Source organism: Streptomyces venezuelae (genome assembly GCF_008642275.1).
Taxonomy (GTDB): domain Bacteria; phylum Actinomycetota; class Actinomycetes; order Streptomycetales; family Streptomycetaceae; genus Streptomyces; species Streptomyces venezuelae_E.
This window is the reverse complement of sequence record NZ_CP029189.1, coordinates 4,171,285-4,183,242: the sequence shown is the minus strand read 5'-3', so window position 1 is coordinate 4,183,242 and position 11,958 is coordinate 4,171,285. Positions and strand designations below refer to the sequence as shown.

General features: G+C 71.7%; 11 protein-coding genes and 1 pseudogene. 2 read left to right on the top strand and 10 right to left on the bottom strand.

Annotation, left to right across the window (positions count from 1 at the left end):
* Positions 1–84: 84 nt before the first annotated feature.
* From hpt to dacB, 4 genes are all read right to left on the bottom strand, one after another.
* Entirely contained in the window at positions 85–645 is a 561-nt protein-coding gene (gene hpt, locus DEJ51_RS18485; protein ID WP_030228417.1) for a hypoxanthine phosphoribosyltransferase, read from the bottom strand.
* Positions 646–710: 65 nt separating this feature from the next.
* On the bottom strand, positions 711–1,748 hold the full coding sequence (tilS, locus tag DEJ51_RS18480) for a tRNA lysidine(34) synthetase TilS (RefSeq protein ID WP_150258585.1): 1,038 nt from the start codon (positions 1,746–1,748) through the stop codon (positions 711–713).
* Between the two features lie 224 nt (positions 1,749–1,972).
* Entirely contained in the window at positions 1,973–3,115 is a 1,143-nt protein-coding gene (locus DEJ51_RS18475) for a zinc-dependent metalloprotease (protein ID WP_150258584.1), read from the bottom strand.
* 38 nt (positions 3,116–3,153) lie between these two features.
* Positions 3,154–4,632, bottom strand: a complete 1,479-nt coding sequence (gene dacB, locus DEJ51_RS18470; protein ID WP_150258583.1) for a D-alanyl-D-alanine carboxypeptidase/D-alanyl-D-alanine-endopeptidase — start codon at positions 4,630–4,632, stop codon at positions 3,154–3,156.
* A gap of 133 nt (positions 4,633–4,765) precedes the next feature.
* Here dacB and DEJ51_RS18465 point away from each other — a divergent pair, with 133 nt between their 5' ends.
* Both DEJ51_RS18465 and DEJ51_RS18460 read left to right on the top strand, forming a co-directional pair.
* The gene (locus tag DEJ51_RS18465) at positions 4,766–5,260 is read left to right on the top strand and encodes an inorganic diphosphatase (RefSeq protein ID WP_030756147.1); all 495 of its coding nucleotides are present in this window, start codon (positions 4,766–4,768) and stop codon (positions 5,258–5,260) included.
* Between the two features lie 219 nt (positions 5,261–5,479).
* Positions 5,480–7,120: a threonine/serine exporter ThrE family protein gene (locus DEJ51_RS18460; protein ID WP_150258582.1), complete on the top strand. Its 1,641-nt coding sequence runs from the start codon at positions 5,480–5,482 to the stop codon at positions 7,118–7,120.
* A 191-nt stretch (positions 7,121–7,311) separates the two neighbouring features.
* Here DEJ51_RS18460 and DEJ51_RS18455 read toward each other — a convergent pair.
* From DEJ51_RS18455 to DEJ51_RS18430, 6 genes and pseudogenes are all read right to left on the bottom strand, one after another.
* Positions 7,312–7,962, bottom strand: a pseudogene (locus DEJ51_RS18455) (VTT domain-containing protein); the annotation flags it as partial.
* A gap of 121 nt (positions 7,963–8,083) precedes the next feature.
* Positions 8,084–8,842 carry a MerR family transcriptional regulator gene (locus DEJ51_RS18450; protein ID WP_150258580.1) on the bottom strand — a complete coding sequence of 253 codons (759 nt, stop codon included), beginning with the start codon at positions 8,840–8,842 and terminating at the stop codon, positions 8,084–8,086.
* Between the two features lie 76 nt (positions 8,843–8,918).
* Complete coding sequence (locus DEJ51_RS18445; protein ID WP_150258579.1) at positions 8,919–9,701, bottom strand: ABC transporter permease; 783 nt, start codon at positions 9,699–9,701, stop codon at positions 8,919–8,921.
* Positions 9,698–10,624, bottom strand: coding sequence for an ATP-binding cassette domain-containing protein (locus DEJ51_RS18440; RefSeq protein ID WP_150258578.1), 927 nt, complete (start codon positions 10,622–10,624; stop codon positions 9,698–9,700). The genes DEJ51_RS18445 and DEJ51_RS18440 overlap by 4 nt, the downstream gene beginning before the upstream one ends.
* Before the next feature lie 78 nt (positions 10,625–10,702).
* Positions 10,703–11,332 carry a PadR family transcriptional regulator gene (locus DEJ51_RS18435; protein WP_150258577.1) on the bottom strand — a complete coding sequence of 210 codons (630 nt, stop codon included), beginning with the start codon at positions 11,330–11,332 and terminating at the stop codon, positions 10,703–10,705.
* A gap of 24 nt (positions 11,333–11,356) precedes the next feature.
* The gene (locus DEJ51_RS18430) at positions 11,357–11,869 is read right to left on the bottom strand and encodes a DinB family protein (RefSeq protein WP_150258576.1); all 513 of its coding nucleotides are present in this window, start codon (positions 11,867–11,869) and stop codon (positions 11,357–11,359) included.
* Between the last annotated feature and the right edge of the window lie 89 nt (positions 11,870–11,958).

Genomic DNA, 11,958 nt, shown 5'->3' with positions numbered 1-11,958 from the left:
CCTGCTCCAACGGCGGGAATCGCCCCCAGGTTCCCCGCGGGCTTGCCGGGGTTCCCGGGGACGGGAGCGGGTGCGCCGCCCGGATCAGCCGCCGTAGACGTGCGGGGCGAGCGTGCCGACGAACGGCAGGTTGCGGTACTTCTCCGCGTAGTCCAGGCCGTAGCCCACGACGAACTCGTTGGGGATGTCGAAGCCGACCCACTTCACGTCGATCGCGACCTTCGCCGCCTCGGGCTTGCGCAGCAGCGTGACGACCTCCAGGGAGGCCGGCTGGCGGGAGCCCAGGTTCGACAGCAGCCAGGACAGCGTCAGGCCCGAGTCGATGATGTCCTCGACGATCAGGACGTGCTTGTCCTTGATGTCGGTGTCCAGGTCCTTGAGGATCCGCACCACACCGGAGGACTGGGTTCCGGCGCCGTACGAGGACACCGCCATCCAGTCCATGGTGAGCGGGGTGGACAAGGCGCGCGCCAGGTCCGCCATCACCATCACGGCGCCCTTGAGCACACCGACGATGAGCAGGTCCTTGCCCGCGTACTCCGCGTCGATCTTCGCGGCCAGCTCGGCCAGCTTCGCGTCGATCTCTTCCTTGGTGATGAGCACCGACTGGAGGTCGCTGCCCATGTCCTTCTCGTCCACCCGCATCACTTTCGTTGTCGGCCGGGGCTCCGGGGGCGACCCCGGAGGACTCAGCCGTGTTTCAGCACCAATCAGCCCTGCCGGATGACAAGTCTGCCACCCTGCCGCTGGGCCTCGACCCGGCCGGGCAGGTTGATGGCGCCCTGACCGCGCCATCCGGTGATGAGACGGTCGACTTCCTCGATGTGACGGGCGAAGAGGGAGCCCGCGGGTGACCCCGCCGCGACGACGGCCCTGCGCAGCACGCGGCGGCGGACCGCCGGGGGCAGGGCGTAGAGCTTGGCGCACTCCAGGCGGCCGTCCGCGTCGCGTACGCCGTTCTCCGCCTCGGCGGCCCAGGCGTCCAGGGCGTCGGCGTCGTCCCGGGAGAGCTGCGCGGTGCGGGCGAGCGCTTCGACGACTCCCTTGCCGAGCGCCTTCTCCAGGGCGGGCAGTCCCTCGTGGCGCAGCCGGGAGCGGGTGTAGGCGGGGTCGATGTTGTGCGGGTCGTCCCAGACGGGGAGGGACTGGACCATGCAGGCCTTGCGGGCGGTCTGCCGGTCGACCTGGAGGAAGGGGCGGCGGTAGCGGTTCGTACGGCCCGCGCTGCCGCCGGAGACCTCCGGCATGCCGGAGAGCGAGCGGATGCCGGAGCCGCGGGCCAGGCCCAGCAGGACGGTTTCGGCTTGATCGTCCCGGGTGTGGCCGAGCAGCACGGCGGCGGCGCCCAGGCGGTCCGCGGCCTCGTCCAGGGCCCCGTAACGGGCGTCGCGGGCGGCGGCCTCGGGTCCGCCGTCGCGGCCGACGCGCACGGTGACGGACTCCACCGGGTCGAGGCGGAGGGCGGTCATGCGGGTGACGACCTCGGCGGCGCGCAGGTCGGAACCGGGCTGCAGTCCGTGGTCGACGGTGATGCCGCCGGCCCGGATGCCGAGCTTGGGGGCCTCGAAGGCGAGGGCGGAGGCGAGCGCCATGGAGTCGGCGCCGCCGGAGCAGGCGACGAGGACGAGCGGGAGGGGGGCCCCGGCGCGGCGGGGGCCGGCGGGACTGCCCGTGTGGTCGGTGAGGACGTCGTGGAGTACGCGGCGGACCGCCAGGCGTATCGCCGCGACCGCAGGATGGGGACCCATGTCCGGTGCCCTTCGATGGAGTTCGGATGCCTCGGAGGCGTTGGGGTGGTGTGCTGGGGTGCTGCTGCCCGGCTGCCCCCGCGGAACGGGAGGATGTCACTCAGAGTGCGTCGATGGTGACAGAACCGAGCCGTTCCCCGAGCATCGCACGCCCTTCCACGGCCCACGGTCCCTCGGACGGGTGACGCTGCTTCCCCCAGTGAGACATGTTTACGCCCCCTGTGTCACTCCGCTTCGCTCGGTTCGCTCCCCTTGCGGTGCACCCGGGCGACCCAGTCGGCGGGCCGGGCGATCTCGGCCTTGGTCGGCAGGGTGTTCGGGGAGGTCCACACCCGGTTGAAGCCGTCCATGCCGACCTGGCCGACGACGGCGCGCACGAAGCGCTCGCCGTCGCGGTACTGGCGCAGCTTGGCGTCCAGGCCCAGCAGTTTGCGCAGGGCGGCGTCGAGACGGCCGGCCCCGCTGGCCCTGCGCTGCTGGAACTTCTCGCGGATCTCGGCGACCGAGGGCACCACCTGGGGGCCGACCCCGTCCATGACGAAGTCGGCGTGGCCCTCCAGCAGGGACATGACGGCGGTGAGCCGGCTCAGGATCTCGCGCTGCTCGGGGGTCTGCACGAGCTCCACGAGGGAGCGTCCCTCGTCGCCGTGCTCGGCGTCGGGGCGGGCGCCGGCGAAGGACTGGGCGGCCTCGCGGATGCGTTCCAGGACGGTGGACGGGTCCACTTCGGTGGCGCCGAGGAACGTCTGGATTTCGCCTTCGAGGTGGTCGCGCAGCCACGGGACGGCCGTGAACTGTGTACGGTGCGTCTCCTCGTGCAGGCAGACCCACAGCCGGAAGTCGTGCGGGTGCACCTCCAGCTCGCGTTCGACGTGCACGATGTTCGGCGCGACGAGCAGCAGCCGGCCGCCCGCGGCCGAGGCGGGCAGGTCCCGGGAGACGGGTGCGAAGGTCTCGTACTGGCCCAGGACCCGGGAGGCCAGGAAGCTCAGCAGCATGCCCAGCTCGACGCCGGTGACCTTGCCGCCGACGGCGCCGAGGACGGCTCCGCCCGGGGCGCCCGCGCGGCGGTCCTGCATCTTGCCGAGGAGCGGCTGGAGCAGCTCGCGGAATCCGGCGACGTTGGCCTTGACCCAGCCGGCCCGGTCGACGACCAGGACCGGCGTGTCGGGGACGGCGGTCCCCTCGGGGATCATCCGGGTGAACTCGCGCACGTGCCGTTCCGAGGTCCTGGCGTGCCGCCGCAGCTCGGCGACGACGGCCCGTGCCTCGTCCCGGGTGACCTCCGGGCCGGGTCGTACCAGCCGGGTCGCGGTCGCCACCGCGAGGTTCCAGTCGACCATCTCCGCACCACCGATGCTCGTCATGCGTCAACCGTACGTGGACCGGCCCTCCTGCGGACCCCCTACGAAGCGGTCGCGACGGCGGCGGCCAGCTTGTCGAGGGCCTTCTCGGCGCCCTCGGGGCCGGGGGTGTTCGCGGTGAGGAAGGCGAAGGCGAGGAGCCGGCCGGAGGAATCGACGACCGTCCCGGAGAGGGAGTTCACCCCGGACAGGGTGCCGGTCTTGGCCCGGAGCAGGCCGGCGGCCGGGGAGCTGCCGGAGTTCCGGGCCTTCAGGGTTCCGGTGAATCCGGCGACGGGCAGTCCGGTGAGGACCGGCCGCAGCTCGGGGCGCTGGGGGTCGGCGGCCTTGGCGAGGAGTCCGGTCAGCAGGCCCGCGCTGACCTTGTCGGCGCGGTTCAGGCCGCTGCCGTCGGCGAAACGGGAGCCGGCGGTATCGATGCCGAGTGCGGTGAGCCGGCCGGTGACGGCCTTCTCGGCACCTTCGAAGCTGGCGGGCTGTCCGGAGGCGAGGGCGGTCTGGCGGGCGAGGGCCTCGGCGATGTCGTTGTCGCTGTTGGTCAGCATCCGCTCGGCGAGCCCGGCGACCGGGGTGGAGAGGGTGACGGCCAGCGGCTGGACGCCGGCGGCGGCCTTGGCCTTCGCCGGTTCGCCGGTGACCTTGATGCCGCGCTCGGCCAGCAGGGTGCGGAAGGCCCTGGCGGCGTCCCCGGAGGGGTCGTCGGACCGGTCCACGGGCCCGGAGGTGGAGTCGTCGGGGCGGCCCTCGTCGGCCGTCAGGGCGGTCACCGGAGCGATGTTGGGGTTGACGCCGATCGGGTGGCGGGCGGGGCCGGAGTAGAGGCTGTCGTCGTATCCCAGGGTCACGGTGTCGGTGCCGGCGGCCTTGAGGGCCTGCGCGGTGTCGGCGGCGAGGGCGACGAGGCTGCCGCCGGAGCCCGCGGGGCTCTTCTTCTTCGCGGTGAGGGAGGGGTCGCCGCCGCCGACCAGGACGATCTGTCCGGGGGCGGCGCCGGGCGTGACGGTGGTCCTGATCCGGTGCTCGGGCCCGAGGGCGGCCAGCACGGCCGCGGCGGTGGCGATCTTGACGGTGGAGGCCGGGGTCATCGCGTCCCGCGCCCCGGACTCGTAGAGCACCTGCCCGGTGGCGGTGTCGACGACGGACGCGGTCCGGACGGTGCCGAGGGCGGGATCGGCGAGCAGCGGCTTCAGCGCGGCGGCCAGGCCCCCGGCGGAGGCGGGCGCCGCGGGGGCGCTCTGCGCGCGCGGGGCGCCCGGGCCGATGGCGCCGAGCACCCCGGGGGCGCTGGGCGCGGCTTCGGGCAGGGCACCGGAACCGGGCCCTCCACCGTGATCTGCGCCACCCGTACGGTCCCAGGAGGCGGCGGTGTCCCGCTCGGCCTTACGCTGGCCGGAGTCCCAAGGACCGGCTGCGGTCACCGCTGCCACCGACAGGGCGAGGCCGGCGACGGCCGACCCTGCGATGAGCTGCCAGGTCTTGACCAATGGCACCTCGGACCAGCCCCTTTCGCGATCACACATATGCGTGAGGGACACTTAACCACTGCGTCTTGCCGCGAGCATGGCACCCCACCCGGCAGGGCTGGGACGGACGCGCACGCAGACGAATCGACGCAGTCCCGAAGCAATGCAGCTGATCATGGAGGAGCAGGACGTGGAGTTCGACGTCACCATCGAGATCCCCAAGGGTTCGCGGAACAAGTACGAGGTGGACCACGAGACCGGCCGGATCCGTCTGGACCGTCGCCTCTTCACCTCGACCAGCTACCCGGCCGACTACGGCTTCGTCGAGAACACCCTCGGCGAGGACGGCGACCCGCTGGACGCGCTGGTCATCCTGGACGAGCCGACCTTCCCGGGCTGCCTGATCAAGTGCCGCGCCATCGGCATGTTCAACATGACGGACGAGGCGGGCGGCGACGCCAAGCTGCTGTGCGTGCCGGCCTCCGACCCGCGTGTCGAGCACCTGCGCGACATCCACCACGTCTCCGAGTTCGACCGCCTGGAGATCCAGCACTTCTTCGAGGTCTACAAGGACCTGGAGCCGGGCAAGTCCGTCGAGGGCGCGAACTGGGTCGGCCGCACCGAGGCCGAGGCCGAGATCGAGGCCTCGTTCAAGCGCCTGGAGGCGCAGGGCGGCCACCACTGAGCTCGCGCTCGGCGGTGACGGGCCGGGGCACTGCCCCGCGCCCCGCATGACATGGCGGGCGGCATCCCTCTGGGATGCCGCCCGCTGTCGCGTTCGCGGGGCGGGCGGCCGGGCCGGGTGCGCGCGGCTTCGGCCATGCGCTGGGTATGCGCTGGGTATGCGGCGGGAGGAAACGATTCCGCATACTGGTACCCCGGATGATCACGGACTGGAGGACGCGTGGCGGAGGCCGACGGGGCGGAGGACAGGAAGCCCCAGTCCGACGAGGCGCACAGCGCCTTCACGCCGCCGCCCGGCATGGAGCCGGACGTTTCCGAGGAGGACCAGCCCACCTCGGAGTTCGCCCGTCCGGCGGGCGCCGATCCGGTGGAGCCCGAGCCCGAGGGGTCGGCCTTCGCCGCCCCGGCCACCTACCGGGCCGCGCAGTCCCCGCCCGCCTACACCCCCGGCCAGGGCTTCCCCGTCGCGCAGATGAAGGAATCGCCCTGGCAGGACCGCATGCGCACGATGCTGCGCATGCCGGTCGACGTGCGCCCCGTACCGGAGCTCGTGCAGCGCCACAGCGAGACCGGGCCCGCCGTGGGCCGCGTGCTCGACCTGACCCTGCGCATCGGCGAGCTGCTGCTCGCGGGCGGTGAGGGCGCCGAGGACGTGGAGGCCGCGATGTTCGCGGTGGCCCGCTCGTACGGACTGGACCGCTGCGAGCCGACCGTCACCTTCACCATGCTGTCCATCACCCACCACCCCTCGCTGGTGGGCGACCCGGTCACGGCCAGCCGCACGGTGCGCCGCCGCGGCACCGACTACAACCGGCTCGCGGCCGTCTTCCGGCTCGTGGACGACATCAGCGCCCACGAGATCGACGTGACGCTGGAGGAGGCCTACCGGCGCCTCGCCGAGATCCGCCGCAACCGGCACCCGTACCCCGGCTGGATGCTCACGGCCTCCGCCGGACTGCTCGCCGGAGCCGCCTCCACGCTCGTCGGCGGCGGGGTCCTCGTCTTCATCGCCGCGGCGGTCGGCGCGGTCCTCGGTGACCGCCTGGCCTGGCTGTGCGCCGGGCGCGGGCTGCCCGAGTTCTACCAGTTCGTGGTCGCCGCGATGCCGCCCGCCGCCATCGGCGTGGCCCTCAACATGACGGCGATCGACGTCAAGGCCTCCGCCGTGATCACCGGTGGGCTCTTCGCGCTGCTGCCGGGACGGGCCGTGGTCGCGGCCGTGCAGGACGGCCTGACCGGCTACTACATCACCGCCTCGGCCCGGCTGCTGGAGGTCATGTACCTCTTCATCGGCATCATCATGGGCGTGCTGGTGGTGCTCTACGTGGGGCTGCAGTTCGACGCCTCGCCGCGCCCGGAGGAGGTCCTCCAGATCCAGGAGCGGCCGCTGATCCAGATCGCCGCCTCGATGGTCCTGGTGTTCACCTTCGCGATCCTCCTCCAGCAGGAACGCTCCAGCGTGTGGATCGTGACGCTGAACGGCGCGGTCGCCTGGATCACCTTCGGGGCCCTGCACTACGCCGGGGGCATCCCGCCCGTGCCGTCCACGGCCATCGCCGCCGGGCTCGTGGGCCTCTTCGGGCAGCTCTTCTCCCGCTATCGCTTCGCCTCCGCCCTGCCGTACGTGACGGCGGCCATCGGCCCGCTGCTGCCCGGTTCGGCGGTGTACTACGGGCTGCTGCTGATCGCCGAGAACCGGCTGAACGAGGGCCTGGGCTCGCTCGTGAACGCCGCCGCCATCGCGCTGGCCATCGCGATCGGGGTCAACCTCGGCTCGGAGGCCTCCCGGCTGTTCATGCGCATCCCAGGGGCCGCGAGCGCCGCCAAGCGCCGCGCGGCGAAGCGGACCCGCGGCTTCTGACGGCACCCACACGGCTTCGCACCGGCCCCGTACCAGCCCCGTACGCGGCCTCGCACGGGCACACGTACGCCCCGGGGCCTCTGGCGGGCCTCCGGGGCGCTACGGGGTCGTACGGGGTGCTGCGGCGGGCCTCAGCGCTTGGCGTGGCGGCCGCGTGCGCCCTGGGCCTGCGGGGCGGAGCCGTCGGACACGGCCCCGGGCGCCTCGGCACCGGCGTTCGCCTTGCTCTCCTTGCGGGCCTTCAGCACCTCGAAGACCACCGGGATGACCGAGAGCAGGACGATGCCCACCAGGATCGGCTCGACGTTCGTCTTGATGAACTCGATCTGGCCGAGCCAGTAGCCGGCGATCGTGACGCCCGCGCCCCAGCCGATGCCGCCGATGATGTTGTAGGTCAGGAAGGTGCGGTACTTCATCGAGCCGGCGCCGGCGACCATCGGGGCGAAGGTGCGGATGATCGGCACGAAGCGGGCGAGCACGATGGCCTTGGGGCCGTGCTTGTCCATGAACTCGTGCGCCTTGTCCAGGTTCTCCCGCTTGAAGAGCTTGGACTTCGGCCGGTTGAAGATCTTCGGCCCGAAGAACTTGCCGATCATGTATCCGACCTGGTCACCGATGATGGCGGCGGCCACGATCAGGGTGCAGACCAGCCACAGCGGCTGCTTGATGTACTGCCCGTCCGCGACCAGCAGGCCCGCCGTGAAGAGCAGGGAGTCACCCGGGAGGAACGCGAAGAGTCCCGACTCCGCGAAAACGATGACCAGGATGCCGATCAAACCGAAGTGCGAGATCAGATAGTCCGGGGACAGCCACTCAGGGCCGCCGAGCGCAAGCGTATACACGGGTTCCGGGCTCTCCTGGATAGAGGGGGGCGTACTGCGGAAGGAGCGGTTTCAATTATCAACGCACACGACCCCCGCCCGGTTCCAGGTACGGGAGGGGGCCGCATGCGTGACATTCCGCTTACACCCTGCGCACGGCGTTCGCCAGAATCGCGTCCCGCAGGTGCGCGGCGAACCCCGGCTTCATCGCGTCGTAGAACGCCGTGAACCGCTCGTCCGCCACGTACATCTCGCCGAGGCACGTGTGCATCTCGTACGGGCAGTCGTAGAACCACTTGTGGATGTGCAGGCGGTGTTCCTCGGCCAGGTCCATCGCGCGCTCACCGTCCGCCGGTTCCCCCGCCTCCAAGGCCGCCACGTAACGGCGGCCCCAGTCGGCGGCCTCGTCCTGGATCCGCTGCCAGTCGTCCTTCGTGTACGAGGCCGCTCTGCGCTGTGACTCGGTGTACGCCTCGGTAGTGCCCCAGCGCTCCTCGACCTCCTGTGCGTACTGCTCCGGGTCCTCGTCCCCGAAGACCTCGAACTTCTCCTCCGGCGTGAGGTTGATGCCCATCTTCTTCGCCTCCATGGCGTGCTCAACGGCCTTGGCCATCTGCTGGAGCCGGGCGATCCGGTCGGTCAGCAGGGCATGCTGCCGGCGCAGATGCTCCTGCGGATCCGTCTCCGGGTCGTCCAGCAGGACCGCGACCTCGTCGAGGGGGAAACCGAGCTCCCGGTAGAACCGGATCCGTTGCAGCCGGTCCAGGTCGGCGTCGTCGTACCGCCGGTGTCCGGCGTGGCTGCGGCCCCTCGGGGAGAGCAGCCCGATCTCGTCGTAGTGGTGCAGGGTGCGCACCGTCACCCCGGCGAATCCGGCGACCTGGCCCACGGAGTAGCCCATCTCTTCCCTCCTCAGGTTGGGTACGCCCTTCACTGTGGTCCCTCACGCGGCGTGAGGTGCAAGCCCGCTTCGGCGGCTACTTGCCCAGGCCCCGGTAACGCCCCACCGCCAGCGGGAAGAAGACCGCGAGCAGCAGCAGCGGCCAGAGGACCGCCAGCAGGGCCGCGTGGTCGGCGGCCCACGACGCGGGCGCCGCGGCCGGGTTGCCGAACAGGTCGCGCACGGCCGTGGCCGTCGCCGAGAGCGGGTTCCATTCCACCACCGTCCCCAGCCAGCCCGGCATCGCCTCCGGTGTGGCGAAGGCGTTGGAGAGGAAGCCGACCGGCCACACGAGGATCTGCACCGCCTGCACCAGCTCCGGACGGCCCGCGACCATCCCGAGGAAGATGCCGATCCACAGCATCGCGAAGCGCAGCAGCAGGAGCAGGGCGAAGGCCGCGAGGGTGGCGACGGGCGAGCCGTGCGGGCGCCAGCCCAGCAGCAGGCCGACGCCCGCGAGGACCGCCAGGCCCACGGCCGACTGGAGCATGTCCGCCGCACTGCGGCCGACCAGGACCGCCGCCGAGGACATGGGCATGGCGCGGAACCGGTCGATCACCCCCTTGTTCAGGTCCTGGGTGACGGCGGTCATCGTCGATTCCAGTCCGAAGGCCATGGTCAGCGCGAGCATCCCGGGCACCAGGAACTCCACGTACTCGCCGTCGATCCCGCGCCCGCCGCCGATCAGGAAGCCGAACATCAGGAGCAGCATCACCGGGAAGACCAGTCCCACGACCACCTGGACCGGCTGGCGCGCCCAGTGCGCCAGCTCGCGCCGGGTCATCGTCCAGGAGTCCGAGACCACCCATGCCGCGCTCATGCGGCCACCTCCTCGCGGTCGGTCAGGTGCAGGAAGACCTCGTCCAGCGTGGGGCGCCGGACGGCGAGGTCGGCGGCCTCGATGCCGGCCTCCTGAAGCGTCCGCAGGGTCAGGGCCAGGCCCGCCATCCGGTCCTCCACGGGGAAGCTGAGGGTCAGGGAGTCCGGGTCCACGGCCGGGTCCGGCAGCAGCCGCGCCGCCTGCGCGAGCCGTGCCGCGTCCCGCAGGACGACGACGATCCGGTCCGCCCCGACGAGGGACTTCAGCGCGTCGGCCGTGCCCTCGGCCGCCACCCGACCCGCGTCGATCAGGGTGATGCGGTCGGCCAGCTGGTCGGCCTCCTCCAGGTACTGGGTGGTCAGCAGGACGGTTGTGCCGCCGCCCACCAGGGAGCGGACCGCGCTCCACACCTCGGCGCGGCCGCGCGGGTCGAGCCCGGTGGTCGGCTCGTCGAGGAAGAGCACCTCCGGCTCGGTGATCAGCGACGCCGCGAGGTCGAGCCGGCGCCGCATGCCGCCGCTGTACTGCTCCACCGGCTTGCGGCCGGTGTCCGCGAGGCCGAAGCGGTCCAGCAGTTCGCCGGCCCGCTGCCCGGCCCGCCGTGCGCCGAGGTGGTTGAGGCGGCCGAACATCTCCAGGTTCTGCCGCCCGGACAGTTCCTCGTCGAGCGCCGCGTGCTGGCCGAGCAGCCCGATCCGGGCGCGGACGGCCGGCGCCTGGGTGCGTACGTCGTGGCCGGCGACCCGGACCACGCCCTCGTCGTACCGCAGCAGGGTGCTCATGACGCGCACCGCCGTGGTCTTTCCGGCTCCGTTGGGGCCGAGGACGGCGTGCACCGTCCCGGGCTTCACCTCCAGGTCGAGCCCCGCGAGCGCGGGCTTGCCGCCGTACCGCTTGTGGACGCCTTGGACGGAGATCGCCAAAACCGCTCCTCTATTAGTCAAGTTTGAGTAGCTGGGCGCGCCCAAGGTAATGCCCGCCTTCCAGCTAGTCAAACTTGATTACGCGTCCTGGTGCGCGGCGTACGGATTCTCCTGGCCGTCCGCGAGGACCCCCACGAACGGATCGCCGCCCTCACCGGCGAAGGAGTACGCGCCCCCCTCGATCCGGGCCACCAGCCCCCGCGTCCACTCCGCCTCGGCATCCGCGGAGTGGACCCACATGTGCATGATCTCGCCGATGTGACCCAGCGCCTCCGGGCCGCCCTCCGGCGTGTAGTAGTCCGTCACCGACGACCGCCAGAGCGCCAGCTTCGCCATCCGCTCCCGGAGCAGCGCGAGCACCTCCGCCCGCGGCAGATCGACCATGAAACCGATCGCCGCCGACAGCACGTCCGTCTTCTGGTCGTACGCCGCGAGGGCCTCGCGCAGCAGCCTGAAGTACTCCTCGCGGCCGGCGTCCGTCACCTCGTACTCGGTGCGCGGCGGCCCGCCCGCGGCGCTCGGCGCCACCTCGTGAGCGTGCAGGACGCCCTGCTTCGCCATCTGCTTGAGCGCGTGGTAGATCGATCCGGGCTTGGTGTTCGACCACTCGTGGGCGCCCCAGTACTCCAGGTCGTTGCGTACCTGGTACCCGTGGGCCCGCCCGTGCTGGCGGACCGCGCCGAGGACAAGAAGCCGGATCGCTGACATGGGGCCAGGCTATGCCCCCGGCCGCTAGCCCATCGCCTTGGTGCCGTCGAGGGATTCGCGGACGATGTCCGCGTGACCCGCGTGCCGGGCGAACTCCTCCACCAGGTGCAGGAGCATCCAGCGCATCGAGACCTTCGCGTCCTTGGGGAACCAGGGCGCCGGCGGGAGCGGGAAGCTGTCGTCCAGGCTCGGGACGGCGGCGATGAAGGCCGCCGTCTGCTCCGCGACCTCGTCCCAGAAGGCGAGGACCGACGGGATCGACTCGCCGTCGACCAGACGGAAGGCCTCGCTCCAGGTCTCCTGGGTGCGCTCACGCTCGTTGGGCGCCTGCTGGGCGAGACGCAGCCAGTTCAGCTCGACCTCGGCCACGTGCTTGAGCAGCCCGGACAGGGTCAGCTCGCTGGCGCTGGGGCGGCTCGCGGCCTGCTCCTCGCTGAGCCCGAGGAGCGATTCGCGGATCGCCGTGCGCTGGGCTTCGACGAAGGCGAGGAGAGTGCCGCGCTCGTCGCCGAGGACTTCGGAGGAAATCTGAGCCATGACCGACCGCCTTGTGGGTGAGGTGTGCCGGGGGGCTTCTTCCCCCCGACACCACCCACGCTACGGAGCATTGAGGTCAGATCATGTCC